Here is a 19,171-nt window from a genome sequence, read left to right on the forward strand (position 1 = left end):
ATGAACGAAGCCGCCCTGCGGCGAGCGGTCATCATCACCGCCCGCGCCATCAACGACTCCGGCCTGAACCCCGGCAAGGCCGGCAACGTCAGCGCCCGACTGCGCGGCGGCTTTTTAATCACGCCGACCGGCGTGACTTACGACCTGCTGCGGCCGGCGATGATTGTGCGGATGCTAAGTAACGGCACCGCGCCCGGCGGGCAGCTCAAGCCCTCCAGCGAATGGCGTTTTCATCGCGATGTCTACCGCGCCCGCCCGGAGGTTGGAGCCATCGTGCACGTCCATTCACCTTATGCCACCGCGCTGGCCTGCCAGCGCCGCGGCATCCCGGCGTTTCACTACATGGTGGCGGTGGCAGGGGGTGATTCCATCCGCTGCGCGCCGTACGCCACCTTCGGCACTCAGGCGCTGTCCAATCATGCCGTGCGCGCCTTGCGTGGTCGACGCGCCTGTCTGCTGGCCAATCATGGACTGATCGCCCTGGGGGACGGCCTGCCGTCCGCCTTGGCGCTGGCGGTGGAAGTGGAATTTCTTGCCCGCCAGTACTGTCTCAGTCTACAAGTGGGTGATCCCGTGATGCTCGGCAAACGGGAGATGCGCGTGGTGTTGGAGAAGTTCAAGACCTACGGCAGTCAAGACTGACTGAGGTGGCCATGATGCGCAAACCAGCGGCTGGATGGCTTTTGTTTTTAATGGCGATGTGCGGTCTGGCGGCCTGCGCGTTGAGTCCGCAGACGGTGGACATCGCGCCATCGATCTCCGTCAATCCCGAAACCATTGGACATGAGCGCCGCGTGGCTCTCTCCGTCATCGATGCGCGCGTGCGTCCGGTACTCGGGACGCGCGGCGGCGTTTATGGGGATACCGCCACTCTTTCCCCGAGCGGTGATATCACCGCGGGGGTCAGAAAAGCAGTGGCGGAAGCGCTGGTGACCAAAGGTTTCAAGATTGCAGATGCGCCACCCGCGGATCTGAGTATGCGGATTGAGGTGAACGATGTGGGTTATGCCGGCAAGGGCGCGCCCGTGGTGCGCAAGGTGGGAACAGCCGCGAAGGTGAGCGTGATCGCAAGCCGCGAAGGCAGGGAATATACGAGCCATGCCGCTGTCACCCAGTCCAAGGAAGTGCTGGAGGCGCCGGATGTGGCCGAAAACCAGACCCTCATCAACACCACCCTTTCCAAGGCACTGGAAAAACTGCTCAATGATCCGGGTTTGATGGATTTTCTGCGTTGATGGGCATGCCCCATAGCCGCATGCTTGGGCCTGTTCTACGGAACCTTTCAAAATGAATCAGGACAGAATGACTGCCAAGAGGCGGGAGATGGGCATGCGCTGGATATTCTTATGTATGGGTTTGCTTGCAGGCGCCGGCGGTCTGGCCGCCGACAATCAGGTGCCGTGGACGGAAGCGGTGAAGGCGGCGGATACTGATGGCGACCACCAGATCAGCATGAGCGAAGTCAGTGGATTTTCCCGGCAAAAGGAGTTCAAGGGGTTCCAGGCATTCATGGCCGATCATTTTGTTGATTTCGACACCGATGGCGATGGCAAGGTCAGCGAACAGGAACTGAAGCTCGGCATAGCGAGGCTTGGGATCAGCGAACCGCAATTATCGCAGGGCTTCCGGGAGGGTTTCGCCTTTATGCCCAAGGATTAAAGGGCCTCGCTGCAGAATAGTTACGCCCGCTTTTGTGCCGATTGTCCGTAGTCAGTTCTATATTCAAATACCGCCGCAGAATTTGGTGGCGCCACGAAGGTCGGTGGCCCCACTCGTGACGAACAGTACCGTCAGACGCCCTCAATAATTTGTTAACCCGATGATCTTGATACATTTTGGTGTAAACGAATACAATTGGCATGGGGTTTGTAATAGGGCTGTTAACGGTGGAAGTAACTGCTAAAATGACGAAGTTGTGAAACCCCTGTAAGTTTTACGGCATCGAATTTGGCAGACCGGAAGATGCTTTGGATGGAGAATGACGACGGTAACAAGGGTGGGCCAGTACCGGCGCATTCAGTCACAACCACGGCCCTCGATAGTTTAGGAGAATGAAAATGAAGAAGACTTTGCTTGCAGTCAGCTTGGCCGTGGCGATGTGTGCAATGGGCACGGCGTCGGCCGCGGGTGGTTTCATGCCGTGGTCGAACATGATGAAGGACATTTGGAAGGCCTATGACAAAAATGGCGACGGCAAACTCAGCATGGAGGAGATGGAGGAGATGGATCATGTGCTGGGCCAGGACGTTCCGGGCTTCGCCCCATGGTTCAAGGATCACTTTTCCGACCTCGATGCCAACCACGATGGCGTGGTCGACAAGAAAGAACTTCACAATATGATGGTGAAGATGAGCTGGACGGACAAGGACATGGTCAACGGCTGGTACAAAAACACCGGCTTTATGCCGCTCAATCCCGCCAACAAGCAATAATTTGACAGTAGCGGAAGCCGTTTCCCCGCTTGGTAAAAAGCCCATCCCTACGGATGGGCTTTTTGCTTTTTAAGGCGCGGGATCAATACCAGGCGCCGCTGGCGGCATCAAACATGTCGTGCCTTATCTTTTTGCGCGTTTTGATCAAATCCTGAATCGTCGGCTCACCCTTCATGGCCCGCCGCACGGCGAGTTTCATGGCCTCGTAGTTGTTGCGATAGAGTTCATCCTTGTCCATGTTCTTGTCTTTGGGCGCCCGCGGATCGATCCACACCAGGCACAAAATGCAAAGATCATTCACCTGCTTCTTCGGCAACACCCCCCCGGCGACGCAATCGACCACGGCGTCGGCGATGGCCGACTGTACAACGCCGCCAAACAGGTTGACGTAGGCCTCATCCTGAATGGTCACCTTGGTGGCCATCATGGTGGCGGGGCGGACCTGATGGTTGCAGGCCCGCACGGCGAACATGCAGGTGTGCCCCTTGCTTTGTGCCATCATGTTGGCGAAGGCATGACCGACCGGTCCGCTGACATCACCGATCAGCACCTCCGGCATGGCATCCGTATATTGACCTTCCGAGGCGAACACGGTCGCCTCGCCGCTTTTGAAGATGATCTTTTTGGGCATGGTTCTCTCCGGAATGAGGGATGACAGGTAATTTTGGAGCGCACATTATACCGGGTGACCCCGCCGCCGGTTTCCTGTCGCGCTGGCTTTCGCGCCCCGCATCCGTATAATGGCGGGCCTTTTGCTGATGCCTGTTCCGGGTTTACCTCATGATTGAGAATCTACGCAATATCGCCATCATCGCCCACGTCGATCATGGCAAGACCACGCTGGTCGACAAGCTGCTGCAACAGTCCGGCACGCTCGGCGCGCGCGCCGCCGCGCCGGAGCGCATCATGGACAGCAATGATCTGGAGCGCGAGCGCGGCATCACCATCCTGGCCAAGAACACCACCCTGCAGTGGCGCGATTTCCGCATCAATGTCGTCGATACGCCGGGTCACGCCGATTTCGGCGGCGAGGTGGAACGCATCCTGTCCATGGTGGACTCGGTACTGCTGCTGGTGGACGCCGTCGACGGGCCCATGCCGCAGACCCGCTTCGTGACGCAGAAGGCCTTTGCGCAGGGACTGCGCCCCATCGTGGTGGTCAACAAGGTGGATCGCCCCGGCGCGCGCCCCCACTGGGTGGTGGATCAGACCTTCGATTTGTTCGATCGTCTCGGGGCCAGCGAGGCGCAACTGGATTTTCCCATTGTGTACGCCTCGGCGCTGGAAGGCTGGGCGGTCAAATCGCTCGAGGGCGAACCGCGGACCGACATGACGCCGTTGTTCGAGACGATTATCGAGCATGTGCCGCCACCGCGGGTGCAGATCGACGGGCCGTTCCAGATGCAGATCAGCGCGCTGGATTATTCGAGCTATGTCGGCGCCATCGGCATCGGCCGGGTGACGCGCGGCGCCATCCAGCCGAACACCGCCATTGTGCGGCTCGGAGCCGCCGGCGAACAGCAATCCGGACGCATATTGCAGGTGCTGGGTTTCAGCGGATTGCAACGCGTCGAACGCGCCATCGCCCAGGCGGGCGACATCATCGCCGTCACCGGCATCGAAGGCATACGCATCTCGGACACTCTGTGCGATCCAAAATGCGTGGAGGCGCTGCCGCGGCTGACTGTCGATGAACCGACGGTCGGCATGACATTCCAGGTCAACGATTCGCCTTTCGCCGGCCGTGATGGCAAATATGTCACCAGCCGCCAGATCAGGGAACGGCTGGATCGTGAATTAATTCACAACGTCGCGTTGCGCGTCGAGGACACCGGCGATCCCAGTTCGTTTCTGGTCTCCGGCCGTGGTGAACTGCACCTCGCCATTTTGATCGAGAACATGCGCCGCGAGGGCTATGAACTGGCGGTCGGCCGCCCGCGCGTGATCGTCAAGACCATTGATGGAGTGGTGCACGAGCCCTTTGAACAGCTCGCCATCGATGTGGAACAGCAGCACCAGGGCGCGATCATGGAGCAACTGGGCGCGCGCCGCGGCGATTTCCTCAATATGACACCGGACAGCCGCGGCCGGGTGCGTCTGGAGTATTCCATCCCGGCGCGTGGGCTGATTGGGTTCCGCACCGAGTTCATGACGCTCACCTCCGGCACGGGGTTGATGTATCACTCCTTCGACAGCTACAAACCCGCCAAGGCCGGCGCCATTGGCCAGCGCATAAACGGCGTGCTGATCGCCATCGATCAGGGCCAGGCGCTGGGCTATGCGTTGTTCAATCTCCAGGACCGGGGACGTCTGTTCATCGGCCATGGCGAGGAAGTTTACGAAGGCATGATCATAGGCCAGCATTCGCGTGACAACGATCTGATTGTAAATCCACTCAAGGGCAAGAAGCTGACCAACATCCGCGCCGCGGGGTCGGACGAAAACATCATCCTGACGCCGCCCATCCGCATGGAACTGGAGCAGGCGCTGGAATTCATCGATGACGACGAACTGGTCGAGGTGACTCCCAAGGCCATCCGCCTGCGCAAGAAGAAGCTCAAGGGACACGAGCGCAAGCGCGCCGACCGCGTCGCCGCCGCCTAGCGGGCACGCATGATCGGCCTGTTGCAGCGCGTGACCGAAGCCCGTGTGACCGTCGATGGGCGGACGGCGGGTGAAATCAATTCCGGACTCTTGGTGCTCATCGGCGTGGAGCGCGAGGACACGGAGGTTGATGCCGATCGCCTGCTCGAAAGATTGCTCGGCTATCGCATTTTCCCGGATGCGGAAGGCAAAATGAATCTGAGCGTGCAGGATACGCGCGGCGGCCTGTTGTTGGTGCCACAGTTCACCCTGCCGGCGGACACCCGGAAGGGCATGCGCCCCAGCTTCACGCCCGCCGCGCCACCCGAAGAAGGCAAAAAGCTGTTCGATTATCTGGTGGCGAAGGCCCGCACCGCACATTCGCCGGTGGAAACTGGCGCCTTCGGCACGCACATGCAAATCTCGCTCATCAACGACGGCCCCGTCACTTTCTGGCTGCAAACCAAATAAAAACCCCGCCGGAGCGGGGTTTTTGTTCTTGTCATTAGAATGCGTCTGTTACGACGCCCAATGGCGACGATTGCCGCTGGAGCGACCGCCGGCCGCCCCGCTGTTCCTGTGGGCGCGGTGTTTCTTCTGCGCCTGATGGTTGTGCCGGCGATGTGCGGCAGGCTGTGGCTGCGCCGGCCGCTGCACAATTGCCGGCGGCGAAAAGTCCTCCACCACCGATGACGGTATGGATCGCTTCAACAGGCGCTCGATGTCCTTGAGTTGCTGCCGTTCCTCGGGGCAAACCAGCGACACGGCCACGCCGCTGGCGCTGGCGCGTCCGGTGCGGCCGATGCGGTGGATGTAGTCCTCCGGCACGTGCGGCAACTCGTAGTTGACCACCTGCGGCAACTGCTCGATGTCGATGCCGCGCGCGGCGATATCGGTCGCCACCAATACGCGCACCCGGCCGGCCTTGAATTCAGACAGCGCCCGCGTGCGCGCACCCTGCGATTTGTCGCCATGGATGGCGGCGGTGCTGATGCCGTCCTGCTCGAGCTGACGGGCCAGTCGATCGGCCCCATGCTTGGTGCGTGTAAACACCAATGTCTGGCCCCAGTTGCGGGAACTGACGAGATGCGACAGCAGCGCCCGCTTGTATTCCCTGCTGACCGGATGAACATGCTGGGTCACGCGTTCGGCTGTCGCGTTGCGCGGCGCCACTTCAATGACTTCGGGATTGTGCATGAAGGAAGCCGCCAGTGTTCGCACCTCCGTCGGGAAGGTGGCGGAGAACAGCAGGTTTTGCCGGCGTTGTGGCAACACGGAAAGAATCCGGCGGACGGCGGGAATGAAGCCCATGTCCAGCATGCGATCGGCCTCATCCAGCACCAGGACTTCGATGCCGGAAAGCCGCACGGTTTTCTGCTCGAGATGATCGATCAATCGTCCCGGAGTGGCGACCAGAATATCCACGCCACCACGGAGCGCCCTGATCTGTGGATGTATGCCGACGCCGCCAAAGACGGCCTCGATTTTGAGCGACAGGTGTCGACTGTAGGCGCGCAGGCTTGCGGCCACCTGCGCCGCGAGTTCGCGCGTCGGGGTGAGGATCAACGCACGCGGCAGGCCGCTGGACGCGCGTCCGGATTTCAGTCGCTCCAAGAGCGGCACGCCGAACGCGCCGGTCTTGCCAGTGCCGGTCTGTGCCGCCGCGAGTACGTCGCGGCCGGCAAGGATGACCGGAATGGCCTTGGATTGTATGGGTGTAGGCGTGCCATGGCCTTGATCGGCAATGGCGCGCAATAAGGCCTCCGAGAGGCCAAGTGATGCAAATGACATTATGTAACTCCAATATTATTTGGCCTCTGGCGAGGCCGAGTGGCTGTCTGCCGGTGCGCAATGTACGACGCACAGGACCGGTCCAGACAGCGGTATTGATAAATCGGGGAACAGCCGATGAAGGCGATAACCGCGACAGGTTTGCGGGAGGAAGGACGGACGATGCGCCCGTTTATTGGCAATTTGCCCGGAACTGCAAGGGATGGATTTGCCGGAACCTCAAGGCATGGACCGGACCATGCCGCTACAAACTCGGGGCGCACTCTACCACATCATTGCGTATTTACCTAATCAAACGATCACCGTCATCCCGTCTTGCGTAATTTGAACAGGACATAGCGCCACGAACCTTCCAGATAATGACGATACCGCGCACGCCAGGTTGCCGCGACTCCTGCAATGATCATGCGGGCGAGACGCTCGTCGGCGAGCCAATGAGCCCGCTCGCGCTCGAGCAGTTCCGCAGCCAGTGTCGCCCCCCCGGAAGATTTCCCCCGCGCGGCCGTCAGATATCCGATGATCGCGCAAAAGGCCGCCAGTTCTTCGTCCGACACGGCCGCCCTGTCGGCCGGCGAGAGCTGATCAAATTCCCGGAATGCGATGAGCAGCCCATCCAACAGCGTGGCACGAGCCAGTTCCCGGGCCAGACGCGGGCCGTGACGGTCGATCAATTCGATCAAATGCGCGCAGGAATCGCACGCCTGGCGCGTGAGGTCCGTGAGTTCTTCTGCAACCAGCCCCGTGTCCGGTAGAATTTCGCGCAGCCGCTTCAATTTGGTCAGCGGGAACTCATCCATACCCGCAACTGTCCCGTGCGGCGCCAGGTGGCGCGCAGAATCCAGCAGCAACCTTTCTGCGGGCTGTATGTATTGCGCAGATTCCTGGAACAGAACGACATCGAACGATGGGGATGCCGCCTCCATGTCCTCAAAGCGCGTACAGATCAGACGACCGGCGCCCCCGGCACGATTTTGCACCGCCTTGATTTGCTGGTGATCGGGAGTGACCCCGGTAACCTCGTATCCCGATCGCGAAAGGCGCTCAAAGGTCTTACCCAAGCCAATACCGACCTCCAGTACGCGACAGGGGGGCGGCGGCAGCAGTGCCAGCAATCGCTCGGTTGCCCGCGCCTGTGCGCGCGCCAGCGAGGCATCCCCCGACTCCATGAGCCCCAGGTGCAGGCTGTCGACCGCACCATATTCCAGCCGCAGGGCTTCGGCGTATACATTGAGCGGAAAGACCAATGTGGTCAGCGGAGTTTCCATCATCCGTGTCCCACCCGTCAGAGCCAATCACGGACACGGAGGAATTTTTCATAGAGCGCGGCCTCGGGCGTGCCGGGGGCCGGACGCCAGTCATAGCGCCAATGCACCTGCGGCGGCAACGACATCAATATAGATTCGGTGCGGCCGCCGGATTGCAGACCGAACAACGTGCCGCGATCGTAGACCAGATTGAACTCGACATAGCGACCACGGCGGTATAGTTGAAAATCGCGTTCGCGCTCGCCATAGGGTGTCGCCTTGCGCCGCTGGACAATGGGCAGGTAGGCCTTGAGGTAACCTTCGCCCACGCCGCGCAAAAAGGCGAGGCAACGCTCGAATCCCCATTCGTTCAAGTCGTCGAAGAACAGACCGCCGATGCCGCGCGGTTCCCGGCGGTGCTTGAGGAAGAAATATTCGTCGCACCATTTTTTGAAGCGCGGATAGATATCATCGCCATACGGCGCGCAGGTGTCACGGGCAACGGCGTGCCAGTGACGCGCGTCATCCTCGAAGCCATAGTACGGCGTGAGATCGAAACCGCCGCCAAACCACCAGATCGGCGGTTCGGTGGAATGATGGGCGATGAAGAATCGCACATTGGCATGTGAGGTGGGCACATAAGGGTTGCACGGATGAACAACAATGGACACACCCATCGCTTCAAAGGCCCGGCCGGCGAGTTGAGGGCGCTGGACGGTCGCCGAGGCCGGCAGGCTCGGGCCGCTGACGTGTGAAAATCCCACTCCCGCCTGTTCGAAGACCGCGCCGTCGCTCAAGACAGAGGTGCGGCCACCGCCGCCTTCGGGGCGTTGCCAGACATCGGTCTGGAAACTTTGCCGCCCATCTTCCCGGGTGAACGCGGTCACTACCTGATCCTGATATCCCCACAGGTGGTCACGCACTGATTGGACATCCATTTTGGTCGTCATTTTTTTAATTTGATCGTGTAAAGGTCTGAGTATGACAATAACACGAAGCGTGGGATTTTTGAGATGGGCCCTGATTAAGGTAAAGTAACGGCCCCATAAACTCGTCCCGGCAATCTGTCATGAAAGCACGCAAGGCGCAGATCCAGCGCGACACCAAGGAAACGCAAATCCGCATTGCCGTCAATCTCGACGGCAGCGGTAAATCCAGGCTCAGTCTCGGCGTGCCGTTTCTGGAGCACATGCTGGATCAGGTCGCCCGCCACGGCATGATCGATCTCGAGATCACGGCCAGGGGCGATCTCCAGATCGACGCGCATCACACCGTGGAGGACGTCGGCATCACCCTGGGCCAGGCCTTCAATCAGGCGCTGGGCGGCAAGAAGGACATCCGCCGCTACGGCCATGCCTACGTGCCGCTGGACGAGGCGCTGTCGCGCGTGGTCGTGGACTGCTCCGGGCGGCCCGGCCTGGAATACCACATTCAGTTCCCGCGCGCGCAGGTGGGCGATTTCGACGTGGATTTGTTCTACGAATTTTTCCAGGGTTTCGTGAACCATGCCCTGGTGACGCTGCACATCGACAACGTGCGTGGCCGCAACGCGCACCACATCGTCGAAACCGTGTTCAAGGCTTTTGGCCGGGCGCTGCGCATGGCGGTCGAGATCGATCCGCGCAGTACCGGCAAGGTGCCGTCCACCAAGGGTTCGCTGTAGCCGCCGACATCCGCAGGCCGCACGCATGCAAACGGTCGCCGTCATCGACTACGGCATGAGCAATCTGCGCTCCGTGGCCAAGGCCCTGGAGTTTGCAGCCGTGGGCGAACATCGCATCGTCGTCAGCAATGAGGCCGATGCCATTCTTAACGCGGATCGCGTGGTGTTTCCGGGGCAGGGGGCCATGGGTACTTGCATGCGCAATCTGCGCGAACAGGCCCTGCTGGAGGTGGTCAGCGAGGCGATCTGCGCCAAGCCCTTCCTCGGCATCTGTCTTGGATTGCAATCACTGATGGAAACGAGCGATGAGGACAGTGGACAGCAGGGCCTGGGCGTGCTGCGCGGCCGCGTGGTGCGTTTCTCACAGGCGATGACCGATGCGCGGGGTGAACGGCTCAAGGTGCCGCACATGGGCTGGAACCAGGTGACGCAGGCGAAAAAGCATCCACTCTGGACCGGCATTCCCTCGGGCGCCTATTTTTATTTCGTGCACAGCTATTATGTCCAGCCGCAGGATGGGAATGTTGTCACAGGTACGACGGACTACGGCGTGAACTTTGTTTCCGCGGTCGCCCGCAGCAACTATTTCGCGACTCAATTCCATCCCGAGAAAAGCCAGAAGGCCGGCATCGCACTGCTCAAGAATTTTCTCGCCTGGGACGGCGGATAATTTAGCAAGCTCCGAATAAGTCCATCTTGGACTTTTCAGAGCCGGGAAACAAAAAAGTGGTTTTTGTTTCCCTCTACTTTTTCAGAGGTTCCTTATTATTTCGTGTTTGCTCGCTCGCGGGCGATGGCGCGGTAGCCGATGTCCCGCCGGTATTGCATGCCGGGCCAGCGGATTTCAGCGATCTGTTCGTAAGCGCGTTGCCCGGCCAGCCGCACGTTCTCACCCAACGCGCTGACGCAAAGCACGCGGCCGCCGGCGGTGACAACGGCACCATCCTTTAATGCCGTGCCGGCATGAAAAACCTTGACGTGTTTATGTGTGGTGCCCAGACCCCCGATCACGTCACCCTGGCGCACCGTGCCGGGATAACCTTCGGCGGCGAGCACAACCCCCAGCGCCGCACGCGGGTCCCAATCGCATTTCACAGTATCTAATTTTTTATCGAGCGCGGCTTCGCACAGTGTCACCAGATCGGTGCGCAGGCGCATCAGGATCGGCTGCGTCTCTGGATCGCCAAAGCGGCAGTTGAACTCCAGTACCTTGGGTTCTCCTTCGGGAGAAAGCATGAGACCGGCATATAGGAAACCGGTGAAGGGGCAGCCCTCGGTGGCCATGCCGCGCAGCGTCGGTTCTATCACCTCGCGCAGCACGCGCTCGTGCACGGCGGGCGTCACCACCGGCGCGGGTGAGTAGGCGCCCATGCCGCCGGTGTTGGGTCCGCGATCACCGTCCAGCAGCGCCTTGTGATCCTGCGACGACGCCAGCGGCAGGTAATGCTCGCCGTCGGCCATGACGATGAAGCTCGCCTCCTCACCGCGCAGGAATTCCTCAATGACCACGTGTGATCCGGCCTGACCGAAGATATGGGCGTCCAGCATGTCACGCACCGCCTGCTCCGCCTGCGTCGTCGTCTCCGCAAGGATGACGCCCTTGCCGGAGGCAAGCCCATCGGCCTTGATTACCATGGGCGGCGTCCGCTGCCGCAAATAGGCGCAGGCCGCGTGCAGATCGGTGAAGGTCTCGTATCGCGCCGTGGGGATGCGATGACGCGACAAAAAGTTCTTGGCGTGCACCTTCGATCCCTCCAGCCGCGCCGCTGCCTGCGATGGTCCGAAGCAGCGCAACCCGGCGGCGGTGAATTGATCGACGATGCCCGCGACCAACGGCCCCTCTGGTCCGACGATGGTCAGCTCGATCCGCCGTTCCAGTGCGAATCGAAGCAGCGCGGGAATGTCCGTTGCCGCGATGGATGCATTCTCTGACTTGGGTTCACCGGCGGTGCCGGCGTTGCCCGGTGCGACATACACTTTTTCAACGCGCGCCGACTGCGCCGCCTTCCATGCCAGTGCATGCTCACGCCCGCCGCCGCCGACAATCAACACCTTCATATTGTCAGGTTCCTGCCACTGTCAGCATGTTGAAATGCAGGCATCCTGGCTCAAGACAAGGCGCGGTGATGTCGAGCAGCGGAGCATACACGCCGGTATGTGAGCAGCGCAGGCGGACCGCAACGCAGTATTGAGACAAGAGGCGCCGCTTTTCAGTGGCGGAAGTGGCGGACGCCCGTGAAGACCATCGCCATGTCGTGTTGGTCCGCGGCAGCGATGATTTCATTGTCGCGGATCGATCCGCCAGGCTGGATGACGGCCGTGATCCCGACGGAGGCGGCGAAGTCGATGCCATCGCGGAATGGGAAGAAGGCATCGGAGGCCATGACCGACCCGCGTACCTCGAGTCCTGCGTCGACGGCCTTGATGCCAGCGACCTTGGCGCCGACCACGCGGCTTGTCTGCCCGGCGCCGATGCCAACGGTGCGCGCCCCCCTGGCATAAACGATGGCGTTGGATTTGACGCAGCGAATCACCCGCCAGGCGAAGAAGAGATCGCGGATCTCGTTGTCAGTGGGCGCGCGGCTGCTCACGATCTTGAGTGTGTCGAGGCTCAACTCCTGCGGCGGTGTATCGCGATCCTGAATGAGTACGCCGCCGCTGACCCGGCGCAAGTCCAGAGCGGTGGCGTAGTGCGCGTCAAGCGAGCTGCATGCAAGCACGCGCACATCGGCCTTTTGGGAAAGTATGGCCAGGGCGTCGGAATCCACCGCCGGCGCGACGATGACCTCCACGAATTGGCGATCGATAATGGTCCGCGCGGTGGCCCCATCCAGCGGCCTGTTGAAGGCGATGATGCCGCCGAACGCCGACTTCGGATCGGCCGCATGGGCGCGGTCGTAGGCCTGTAGTGGCGTATGGCCGGTCGCCACGCCGCAGGGATTGGAATGCTTGACGATCACACAGACCGGTTCTTCGAACGCCGCCGCGCAATCGAGCGCCGCGTCGGCGTCGGCGATGTTGTTGAAGGAAAGTTCCTTGCCCTGCAACTGTCTGGCCGTGGCGATACTGCCGGGTACCGGCTTGAGTTCTCCGTAAAAAGCCGCCTTCTGATGTGGATTCTCGCCGTATCTCAGGTCTTGTCTCTTTTCAAACTGCAGGGTGAGCATGCGGGGAAAAGCAACACGCGTGCCGCCGGCCTGGCAGGAATCAAGATAATTGCTGATGGCGGCGTCATAACGGGCGGTGTGTTCGTAGGCCTTTATTGCCAGTGAGTAGCGACTTTCCTTACTCAAGGCCCCCTGATTGGCGGTCATCTCCTCGAGTACGGCGCGGTAGTCGGCAGGATCAACAATGACCGCCACATCGCGATGATTCTTGGCGGCGGCGCGTATCATCGCCGGACCGCCGATGTCTATGTTTTCCACGGCCTCATCCAGCGTGCAGCCGGCTTTGGCGATGGTCTGCTCGAAGGGATAGAGATTCACGACCACTAGATCAATCGGCATGATGCCTTGCTGCGCCATGACCGCATCATCCCGTCCGCGCCGGCCGAGGATGCCGCCATGGATCTTCGGATGCAGTGTTTTTATCCGGCCATCCATGATCTCGGGGGACCCCGTGTATGCGCTTGCTTCCTTTACGGCGATCCCCGCATCTGCCAGGAACTTGGCGGTGCCGCCGGTGGAGAGTATTTCCACCTTCAACGAGGCCAGTCCACGACAAAATTCCGCCAGTCCCGTCTTATCCGAGACACTGATCATTGCACGCCGGATCGAATTCATTCGCGCAGCTCCTTTTTGTTGAGCCGGTATTTCCTGAGCTTTTTGCGCAGCGTGGCGCGGGTCAGGCCCAGCATGCCGGCGGCGCGCGTCAGGTTGCAGCGCGTCTCGCGCAACACCACCCGCAGCAGCGGCGGTTCGATCTCGGAAAGCACGAGTTCGTACACTTCGCCAGCCTCGTGGCCATTGAGCTCGCGGAAATAGTTTTCGATGGAGCGGCGCACGCACTCCGACAGGGGGGGCAGCGGCCCGTCACCCGACAGCCCCGGCGGCGCTGACGCGCGTGTCCTGCCGCGGCGCCTTCTCATGCCGCGATCCCTCCGCTCAAGCGCATGAAATAACCGCGCACGAGATCGATTTGCCGCGTTCCCGATTCCTCGCGATTGACGACCTGCAGGAAGACCTGCGCGCCCGGCAGGGCCTTGAGGTACCAGGAGAGATGTTTGCGGCCGATGCGCACGCCGTCGCGTTCGCCATAAAGATCATGGAGGTCCGTGAGATGCTCAATCAGCGTGCCGCCGATTTCCTCATGCGACGGCGGCGCCAGCCGCCGGCCGTGCACCAGGTAATGGGCGATTTCGCGGAACAGCCACGGGTTGCCCTGCGCGCCGCGGCCGATCATGACCGCATCGGCGCCGGTCTGTTGCAACACGGTCCGCGCCTGTTCCGGTGTGGAGACGTCGCCGTTGGCGATCACGGGTATGCGCACGGCGGCCTTGATGTCCCGTATCGTGTCGTATTCGGCATGGCCGGTGAACCCATCGGCCCGCGTGCGGCCGTGCACGGCCAGAGCCCGTATGCCGGCGGCCTCGGCCAGCCGCGCGATGGCCACGCCATTGCGGCGTTCCGGTGACCAGCCAGTGCGTATTTTGAGTGTCACCGGCACTGCTACCGCAGTCACCACCGCTTCCAGGATCCGCGTCACCAGCGGTTCATCGCGCAGCAGGGCGGAGCCGGCGGAGACCCCGCAGACCTTTTTCGCCGGGCAGCCCATGTTGATGTCGATGATCTGGGCGCCGCGATCCACGTTATAGCGCGCGAAGTCGGCCATCTGCCGGGGATCGCTGCCGGCGATCTGCACCGAGTGCGGTCCCGGTTCGCCCGTGTGGTCCCGGCGGCGGCGGCTGACAAGCGTGTCCCGCAATTGCGGGTGGCTGCTGAGCATCTCCGAGGCCGCCAGCCCGGCGCCAAGCCGGCGGCACAGCAGCCGGAACGGGCGGTCTGTGACACCCGCCATGGGCGCCAGCACCGCCGGGGCGGCTATTGCGTACGGTCCTATATGCATCACGAGGCGACTCAGGAATCGGCCGGTCAAAAAACCAGCCGGTGAATTTTTATATTTACTGTGGAAATGATAGCGGCAAAGCGGGCGCCGAGAAAGCGCTGATGTTCGGAAATGTGCCGCGCACCGCACGAATTACTGCTTAACCCGGAGATTCCCTTATAAAAAATTGAACTCGAAGCTGGCGGCCTCATCCATGGAGGGGGCGGCGAGTTCCAGCACGGCGTAGATCGACTGCCCCGGCGGCATGCCGCTTTCAACCACGGTGCCTGCGGGCAGGTACTCGCGTGGCTGGAAGCGGCGCTCGCCAATGGCCTGCCCCGCCTGATTAAACAGCACCAGGTCAAGCACGGGATAAGGTTGCACGAATCCCGCTTGATTCATGAAGGTGAGTTTGAGCAACAGACCGTGCTGGAAGCGCGGATGCTCGCTCACATCGCGGTTGACGATGTGAATAGCACCCAGGTCGCGCCGTACCCCGACAGTACAATGTAAGCGCTGGCATACCTGCTCAACAATGGGGCGCAATTGCGGCCACCGTCCGAGCACCTCGTCGTACTGCCACCAGGCCAACTGGCCCGCCAGCAGCAACAGCAAAAGCATGGAAAAAAACGTCCAGATGGAGGAAGTTCTTTTTTTGGCGGGCGCAGCCTCCAGCGGGTAGGGCAGTTCCTCATCGAAGGATATTTGTGATGATTCTTCGCCTTCTTCGGACGGAACGTCCTCATCGCCGATTACAGCCCCTTCCACTTCAACGGATGATTGGTCCATTTCTTGGAGCGGGACGTTTCCCATCTCCGGTTCATTGGGGGAGAAGGACAGGTCCTCGTCCATGGTTGTGTCCGGCACGGCGGCCGGCTGCGGTACGGGCATGAGTCTGGGGGTCGACGGTTCTCCGCTGACGGCGCCGTCGGTGGTGAACGGCGGCGACCCGGCGGCGGCATCGATCAGGTTTTCCAGGGCATCGAACTGGATGTAGCAACGCCCGCATTGCACGCGCCCGTGCGCCGCGCGCAGATGTTCGGCCAGCAGCTTGAAGGTTGCGCTACAACGTGGGCAACGGGTCATCATGAGTGTGATGGCTTCGGAACGCCGGGTAACTCAGCGCCGCCGCCCGGTCAACATGGCCCAATCCCCCTCGACATGTGGCGGGTTCATGTTAAATGAGGTCCGGTAGGCGGCCAAGCAGTCGTTGACCTGATCGGAGAGCAGGCCGGAGAGCACCAAATCGCCGTCCGGTTTGAGCAGACCGGCAAACACGGGGACCAACTGAACCAGTGGGCCGGCAAGAATATTGGCGAGCAACGCATCAGCACCGATTTCCACGGGCAGCTGGTCCGGCGGTCCCGTCCACAACTCATCGCCTATGTCGTTGCGCCCCGCGTTTTCGCGCGTGGTGATCAGACATTGCGGATCGACATCCACGGCGTAAGCGCGCGCCGCGCCCAGCTTGAGTGCGGCAATGGCGAGGATGCCGGAGCCGCAGCCGTAGTCGATGACGACCCTGCCACGCAGTTCCGCCCGTTCCAGCCAGCGGAGGCACATCGCGGTGGTGGGATGCGTGCCGGTGCCGAAGGCCATGCCCGGATCAAGGCGGAGATTGACCGCCGAAGGGTCCGGCGGCTCATGCCAGCTGGGCACCACCCACAGGCGGCGGCCGAATCGCAGCGGCTGGAAGCGATCCATCCACAGCCGGTTCCAGTCCTGATCGTCGAGATGCGCCACCTCGCAGGGGGGCAGGGGCAATGGATCAAGCGCATCCGTGACCTGGAGAATGATGAAATCCGTTTCGGCGTCGGCGTCGAATAACGCGGTCAGTCGGGTTTGCCGCCACAAGGTCGGCGATTCGTCGACCTGATCAAAAACGGCTTCGTTGCCACCGGATCGCAGTGTGACCGCCAGCGCGCCGAGTTCTTCTAGGATCGGTGACAGGCGCTCGGCGCCGTCACTGTCGACGGCAAACGATATTTCTATCCAAGCCATGTGATGAATTACCCGGGGGGAACCGCTTGGAAGCGTTACGAGCGGGTGTCAGATGAGGGCGGACGGAGCGCAGGAACCGGGGCATACCAATCAGTATGTGACGATTCCGGGCACCGCCCGACCCCGGATCACACTCGCGCAGTAGCTCTCCAAGCGGTTTTTCAGGCCAGGCCCAGCTTCTTTTCCAGATAATGGTTGTCGATGCCGCCGGTCTGAAAGGCGGCGTCCGCCATCATGTCCCGGTGCAACGGCAGGTTGGTCTTGATGCCCTCGATGACGATCTCGTTCAGCGCATTCGACATGCGGGCGATGGCAAATTCGCGTGTCTCGCCATGAGCAATCAGCTTGCCGATCATCGAGTCGTAATAGGGCGGCACCTTGTAGCCCTCATAAATGTGCGTGTCGATGCGGATGCCCGGACCGCCCGGGGGATGATACAGCGTAATGGTGCCGGGTGAGGGCGTGAACGTCTCCGGATCCTCGGCGTTGATGCGGCACTCAATGGCATGGCCGCGGAGCATGATGTCCTTCTGCTTGAACAACAAAGGTTCGCCGGCGGCGATGCGGATCTGCTCCTTGACGATGTCTATGCCCGTGATCATCTCGGTAACGGGATGCTCAACCTGCAGGCGGGTGTTCATCTCGATGAAATAGAATTCACCTTCCTCGAACAGGAATTCAAAGGTACCGGCGCCACGGTAGCCGATCTCCTTGCAGGCATCCGAGCAGAGCCTGCCGATCCTGTGGCGCTGGTTGTCCGTGAGACCCGGCGCCGGCGCCTCCTCAATGACCTTCTGGTGATGGCGCTGCGTCGAGCAATCGCGCTCACCGAGAAACACCGCGTTGCCGTGGGTGTCGGCCAGCACCTGGATTTCAATATGACGCGGGGATTCCAGATATTTTTCCAGATACAGCACCGGATTGCCGAAGGCCGCCTGTGCCTCGCCCTGCGTCACGGTAATGGCGCTGCGCAATGCCGCGTCGCCATGCACCACCCGCATGCCGCGTCCGCCGCCGCCCGCCGCCTTGATGATGACCGGATAGCCGATGTCACGCGCGATCCTGCCGCATTCATCGAGATCGGCCGGCAACGGGCCATCGGAGCCAGGCACACAGGGCACGCCGGCCTCCTGCATGGCGTTGATCGCGGAGATTTTGTCGCCCATGAGCCGGATGGTCTCGGCGCGGGGACCGATGAAGATGAAGCCGCTCTGTTCGACTCGGTCGGCAAAATCGGCGTTTTCCGACAGAAAACCATACCCCGGGTGGATGGCCACGGCGTCGGTGACCTCGGCGGCGCTGATGATGGCCGGGATATTGAGATAGCTGTCCGTTGAACGCGGCGGGCCGATGCAAACGGATTCGTCCGCCAGGCGCACGTGCTTCAGATCGCGATCGGCGGTGGAATGAACCGCCACCGTTTTGATGCCCAGTTCGCGGCAGGCGCGAAGAATGCGCAGCGCGATCTCGCCACGATTGGCAATGACGATTTTTTCCAGCATGGCGGCGGTTACTGGACGGCGAACAGCGGCTGGCCGAATTCGACCGGTTGTCCGTTTTCAACCAGCACCGCGGTGATCACGCCATCGCGATCCGCTTCGATCTGGTTCATGATTTTCATCGCCTCAATGATGCAGAGAATGTCACCCTTCTTGATTTGCTGGCCGATGGCTACAAACGCCGGCGTGCCGGGAGTGGGCGAGGCAAAGAAGGTGCCGACCATGGGCGCATTGACGGTATACCGTTCCGATATCGCGGGCTCGGCCCCGGTTTGCGATGGGGCCGCCGGCGCAGAGGTGAGGGCGGGCACGGTGTGCACCACGGTCGTGGCGGCCGGACTGCCACGGTTGATGCGTACGGATTCCTCGCCTTCCTTGATTTCAATCTCGGCCAGGCCGGATTCCTGCAGTAGTTCAATCAGTTTTTTTATTTTCCGTATGTCCATGGCCATAAAATTGTCAGAATCTTCGAACTAGTGGGGAAGACGGTGGATCGCCGACTGCAGCGCAAACTCGTAGCCGGCTGAACCCAGGCCCGTGATCACGCCGACGGCGAGGTCCGACAGATAGGAATGGCGTCGAAACGCCTCGCGCGCGTGAACGTTCGACAGATGTACCTCGATAAACGGGATTTTTACGCTGGCAAAGGCATCGCGCAGCGCGATGCTGGTATGCGTGAAGGCGCCGGGATTGATCAATATGAAGGCGACACCCTCTTTGCGCGCCGAGTGGATGCGGTTGATGAGATCATGTTCGGCGTTGCTTTGAAAATTCAAAAGCTCGTGACCCGCCGCCCTGGCCTGCGCAGTCAGCCGCTGCATGATGTCCTGCAGCGTGTCGCGACCGTAGATTTCAGGTTCCCGCTCACCCAGAAGATTCAGGTTGGGGCCGTTGAGGACCAATATTTTCGCCATT

21 protein-coding genes are annotated in these 19,171 nt (G+C 61.1%); 8 read left to right on the forward strand and 13 right to left on the reverse strand.

From position 1 onward, the window contains the following. From VMH34_01870 to VMH34_01885, 4 genes are all read left to right on the forward strand, one after another. Window positions 1–642 (forward strand): class II aldolase/adducin family protein, encoded by a 642-nt coding sequence (locus tag VMH34_01870; GenBank protein ID HTT07526.1) that lies wholly within the window; start codon window positions 1–3, stop codon window positions 640–642. Between the two features lie 11 nt (window positions 643–653). Next, entirely contained in the window at window positions 654–1,235 is a 582-nt protein-coding gene (locus VMH34_01875) for a YajG family lipoprotein (GenBank protein ID HTT07527.1), read from the forward strand. A gap of 94 nt (window positions 1,236–1,329) precedes the next feature. Next, complete coding sequence (locus VMH34_01880; GenBank protein ID HTT07528.1) at window positions 1,330–1,659, forward strand: hypothetical protein; 330 nt, start codon at window positions 1,330–1,332, stop codon at window positions 1,657–1,659. A 398-nt stretch (window positions 1,660–2,057) separates the two neighbouring features. Then, window positions 2,058–2,432, forward strand: a complete 375-nt coding sequence (locus tag VMH34_01885; GenBank protein HTT07529.1) for an EF-hand domain-containing protein — start codon at window positions 2,058–2,060, stop codon at window positions 2,430–2,432. An 82-nt stretch (window positions 2,433–2,514) separates the two neighbouring features. Here VMH34_01885 and fae read toward each other — a convergent pair whose 3' ends face one another. After that, complete coding sequence (gene fae / locus VMH34_01890; GenBank protein HTT07530.1) at window positions 2,515–3,063, reverse strand: formaldehyde-activating enzyme; 549 nt, start codon at window positions 3,061–3,063, stop codon at window positions 2,515–2,517. A gap of 149 nt (window positions 3,064–3,212) precedes the next feature. Between fae and typA the strand changes: the two genes are divergently transcribed. Then, entirely contained in the window at window positions 3,213–5,036 is a 1,824-nt protein-coding gene (gene typA / locus VMH34_01895; protein HTT07531.1) for a translational GTPase TypA, read from the forward strand. Window positions 5,037–5,045: 9 nt separating this feature from the next. Next, the gene (dtd, locus tag VMH34_01900; protein HTT07532.1) at window positions 5,046–5,486 is read left to right on the forward strand and encodes a D-aminoacyl-tRNA deacylase; all 441 of its coding nucleotides are present in this window, start codon (window positions 5,046–5,048) and stop codon (window positions 5,484–5,486) included. A 48-nt stretch (window positions 5,487–5,534) separates the two neighbouring features. Here the strand turns inward: dtd and VMH34_01905 are convergent, their stop codons facing one another. The 3 genes from VMH34_01905 to hemF form a co-directional block, all read right to left on the reverse strand. Continuing rightward, window positions 5,535–6,806, reverse strand: a complete 1,272-nt coding sequence (locus tag VMH34_01905; protein ID HTT07533.1) for a DEAD/DEAH box helicase — start codon at window positions 6,804–6,806, stop codon at window positions 5,535–5,537. Between the two features lie 305 nt (window positions 6,807–7,111). Further along, window positions 7,112–8,074, reverse strand: coding sequence for a methyltransferase domain-containing protein (locus VMH34_01910; GenBank protein ID HTT07534.1), 963 nt, complete (start codon window positions 8,072–8,074; stop codon window positions 7,112–7,114). A 14-nt stretch (window positions 8,075–8,088) separates the two neighbouring features. Continuing rightward, window positions 8,089–9,000 (reverse strand): oxygen-dependent coproporphyrinogen oxidase, encoded by a 912-nt coding sequence (hemF, locus tag VMH34_01915; GenBank protein HTT07535.1) that lies wholly within the window; start codon window positions 8,998–9,000, stop codon window positions 8,089–8,091. Between the two features lie 119 nt (window positions 9,001–9,119). Between hemF and hisB the strand changes: the two genes are divergently transcribed. Beyond that, window positions 9,120–9,713, forward strand: a complete 594-nt coding sequence (gene hisB, locus VMH34_01920) for an imidazoleglycerol-phosphate dehydratase HisB (GenBank protein HTT07536.1) — start codon at window positions 9,120–9,122, stop codon at window positions 9,711–9,713. A gap of 25 nt (window positions 9,714–9,738) precedes the next feature. Next, window positions 9,739–10,383 carry an imidazole glycerol phosphate synthase subunit HisH gene (gene hisH, locus VMH34_01925; protein ID HTT07537.1) on the forward strand — a complete coding sequence of 215 codons (645 nt, stop codon included), beginning with the start codon at window positions 9,739–9,741 and terminating at the stop codon, window positions 10,381–10,383. 95 nt (window positions 10,384–10,478) lie between these two features. Here hisH and purD read toward each other — a convergent pair whose 3' ends face one another. The 9 genes from purD to aroQ all read right to left on the reverse strand — a co-directional run bounded on the left by purD (window position 10,479) and on the right by aroQ (window position 19,170). Next, on the reverse strand, window positions 10,479–11,771 hold the full coding sequence (purD, locus tag VMH34_01930; protein HTT07538.1) for a phosphoribosylamine--glycine ligase: 1,293 nt from the start codon (window positions 11,769–11,771) through the stop codon (window positions 10,479–10,481). A 152-nt stretch (window positions 11,772–11,923) separates the two neighbouring features. Beyond that, a complete protein-coding gene (purH, locus tag VMH34_01935) occupies window positions 11,924–13,495 on the reverse strand; it encodes a bifunctional phosphoribosylaminoimidazolecarboxamide formyltransferase/IMP cyclohydrolase (protein ID HTT07539.1) in 1,572 nt (523 codons plus the stop codon). Further along, a complete protein-coding gene (locus tag VMH34_01940) occupies window positions 13,492–13,800 on the reverse strand; it encodes a helix-turn-helix domain-containing protein (GenBank protein ID HTT07540.1) in 309 nt (102 codons plus the stop codon). The genes purH and VMH34_01940 overlap by 4 nt, the downstream gene beginning before the upstream one ends. After that, the gene (gene dusB / locus VMH34_01945; protein HTT07541.1) at window positions 13,797–14,777 is read right to left on the reverse strand and encodes a tRNA dihydrouridine synthase DusB; all 981 of its coding nucleotides are present in this window, start codon (window positions 14,775–14,777) and stop codon (window positions 13,797–13,799) included. The genes VMH34_01940 and dusB overlap by 4 nt, the downstream gene beginning before the upstream one ends. A 156-nt stretch (window positions 14,778–14,933) precedes the next feature. Further along, window positions 14,934–15,845, reverse strand: a complete 912-nt coding sequence (locus VMH34_01950; GenBank protein ID HTT07542.1) for a zinc-ribbon and DUF3426 domain-containing protein — start codon at window positions 15,843–15,845, stop codon at window positions 14,934–14,936. A gap of 30 nt (window positions 15,846–15,875) precedes the next feature. After that, on the reverse strand, window positions 15,876–16,757 hold the full coding sequence (gene prmA, locus VMH34_01955; protein HTT07543.1) for a 50S ribosomal protein L11 methyltransferase: 882 nt from the start codon (window positions 16,755–16,757) through the stop codon (window positions 15,876–15,878). Window positions 16,758–16,918: 161 nt separating this feature from the next. After that, window positions 16,919–18,259 (reverse strand): acetyl-CoA carboxylase biotin carboxylase subunit, encoded by a 1,341-nt coding sequence (gene accC / locus VMH34_01960; protein ID HTT07544.1) that lies wholly within the window; start codon window positions 18,257–18,259, stop codon window positions 16,919–16,921. An 8-nt stretch (window positions 18,260–18,267) separates the two neighbouring features. Continuing rightward, a complete protein-coding gene (accB, locus tag VMH34_01965) occupies window positions 18,268–18,702 on the reverse strand; it encodes an acetyl-CoA carboxylase biotin carboxyl carrier protein (GenBank protein HTT07545.1) in 435 nt (144 codons plus the stop codon). Window positions 18,703–18,729: 27 nt separating this feature from the next. Beyond that, the gene (gene aroQ / locus VMH34_01970) at window positions 18,730–19,170 is read right to left on the reverse strand and encodes a type II 3-dehydroquinate dehydratase (protein HTT07546.1); all 441 of its coding nucleotides are present in this window, start codon (window positions 19,168–19,170) and stop codon (window positions 18,730–18,732) included. Between the last annotated feature and the right edge of the window lies 1 nt (window position 19,171).

The sequence above is a fragment of the Gammaproteobacteria bacterium genome, assembly GCA_035501935.1.
Lineage (GTDB): Bacteria > Pseudomonadota > Gammaproteobacteria > JAJPIJ01 > JAJPIJ01 > JAJPIJ01.